The 1,138-nt window shown below is 42.8% G+C and carries 2 protein-coding genes and 1 pseudogene; 1 reads left to right on the top strand and 2 read right to left on the bottom strand.

Translation table 11 applies throughout. The annotated features are described in order from the left end of the window. Positions 1–162 precede the first annotated feature (162 nt). Together R7E00_RS24585 and R7E00_RS24580 are read right to left on the bottom strand one after the other, a co-directional pair. Positions 163–510 (bottom strand): RnfH family protein, encoded by a 348-nt coding sequence (locus R7E00_RS24585; protein WP_005456005.1) that lies wholly within the window; start codon positions 508–510, stop codon positions 163–165. Next, positions 500–943, bottom strand: coding sequence for an SRPBCC family protein (locus R7E00_RS24580; RefSeq protein WP_005381641.1), 444 nt, complete (start codon positions 941–943; stop codon positions 500–502). The genes R7E00_RS24585 and R7E00_RS24580 overlap by 11 nt, the downstream gene beginning before the upstream one ends. A 118-nt stretch (positions 944–1,061) precedes the next feature. Here R7E00_RS24580 and R7E00_RS24575 point away from each other — a divergent pair. Next, positions 1,062–1,138: pseudogene (locus tag R7E00_RS24575) on the top strand (SsrA-binding protein); the annotation flags it as partial.

Below are 1,138 nucleotides of genomic sequence, written 5' to 3'. Positions count from 1 at the left end.
CGCTGGCCGATATCAGCGGTGACTTCCCGAAAAGTGACGCGTTTTACGAACAGATCCAATAAACCAATCCTGTCATTACATCGATTGGCATCATAAAACCTTTATGCAAAAAAACCTCCCACTTGGGAGGTTTTTTATCATCTAAAATATTGCTTACTCTGCTTACTTGCGCAGAGCATTTGGCTTGCCACCAGTCACTGGATCGGCATTCCCAGCCGCTTTTGCTTGCTCTGCTCGCTTACGACGAATCTCTTTTGGATCTGCCAATAAAGGGCGATAGATTTCAATGCGGTCTTTATCACGTACGGTCGCGTCTAGTTTTACATTACGACTAAACACACCTACTTTGTTTTTCGCTAAATCAATTTCTGGATACAATTCCAAGACACCCGACTGACGAATGATCTCTTCAACCGTCGCGTGGTTATTCACAACTAAGTTAAACACGCGTTGCTCATGAGGCAATGCATACACGACCTCAACGTGAATCATGTCTGACTCAATACTCATAACACTCGTACACCTGTTTCGCGCGTTTGGTAAATGCATTAACCATATTGCTAGTTAGCTCGTTAAAAATCTTGCCGAACGCCATTTCAATCATTTTGCTCGAAAACTCAAACTCAAGCTTAAGTTCAACCTTACATGCCTGCTCATCCAACGCAGTAAAAATCCAACCACCTCGGAGCGTTTTAAACGGACCATCAACCAAGTTCATCATAATAGCTTGGCCAGGAATAAGCTCATTGGACGTAGTGAACGTTTTACTGATGCCCGCTTTCGCAACATCGACAGAAGCGACCATGCCGTTACCCGAAGACTCAATAATTCGAGAGCCCGAACAACCAGGCAAAAATTCAGGGTATTTAGCAACATCATTGACCAGATTAAACATCTGTTCTGCACTAAAAGACACCAACGCAGAACGGCTGACTTGCTTCATACATACTCCTATCGATACATGTACAGATTTAAAGCTCGCGACAATTTTACTTTTATTCCACGATTGCGCAAATAAAAGGATTTCCTATCCGATATCCAACCCGTATAATGACGCCATTATGGCAAAGAAAAAATCAAAACAAAAAGCGGGTAGTAACACTATCGCGCTGAACAAAAAAGCTCGCCACGAGTATTT

This window comes from Vibrio sp. Vb1755 (assembly GCF_033338635.1).
In the GTDB taxonomy this organism is placed as follows: domain Bacteria; phylum Pseudomonadota; class Gammaproteobacteria; order Enterobacterales; family Vibrionaceae; genus Vibrio; species Vibrio alginolyticus.
Note: the sequence above shows the minus strand (reverse complement) of the source record. Positions and strands in the feature narration are given on the sequence as shown.